Origin of the sequence: Paenibacillus camelliae (genome assembly GCF_023715345.1) — a bacterium.
Classification (GTDB): Bacteria; Bacillota; Bacilli; order Paenibacillales; family Paenibacillaceae; genus Pristimantibacillus; species Pristimantibacillus camelliae.
In genome coordinates this window covers 1-637 of sequence record NZ_JAMBNY010000041.1, presented here as the reverse complement: position 1 = coordinate 637, position 637 = coordinate 1, and the positions used below count along the sequence as shown (strand labels likewise).

The following is a 637-nucleotide window of genomic DNA, read 5'->3' as shown; positions in this document are numbered from 1 at the left end:
ATGGTGTGGACGTACAAAAGGTTAATGGCAGCTATGTATGGGATTTACCTGAATCGTCATCAGATCTTTACGCGTTGATTGACGTGTATCATCCAAGCTATGGGTCCGCAGAGCTGACGCTTCGCGGTATCGTATCGTATCAGCCACCGCCAAGCTGGGATGACGAAGTGACACCATTCTCAGCCGAGTATGTTCTATACAGCGGCAGAGAAGCGTTAAGCTACACGCTTGAAGAGACGCTAAGCTATCGATTAGATGAGACTATCGTTTCAGTTGGGGATGATCAGCTCGTCTTTGCGCCGAGCGTAGCCGATGCTGAAATTACCTCGGTAACGATTAACGATGAAGAGCTAGAGGAAGTGGATGGCAGCTATGTATGGAACCTGCCGGCGATGTCCACAGAATTCGTGGCAACGATTAGGGTTGATCACGTAAACTATGGCCCCGCAGAGCTGACGCTTCGCGGCATTGTGTCGTATGAACCACCGCCAAGCTGGGAAGACGAAGCGACACCATTTGCACTCGAGTATGTACAGGATGGTCAAAGAACTTCACTAAGCTACAGTGCTGGTCAGGAAGCATTGAGCTATATGCTAGACGAGATGCTCGTCACCCAAGGCAATGCTCAATTAATTCT

General features: G+C 49.5%; 1 protein-coding gene. It reads left to right on the top strand.

The features are described from left to right. Nucleotides 1-637: hypothetical protein (locus tag M3180_RS22295; RefSeq protein ID WP_251671625.1), on the top strand; the 637-nt coding region annotated here is incomplete at both ends.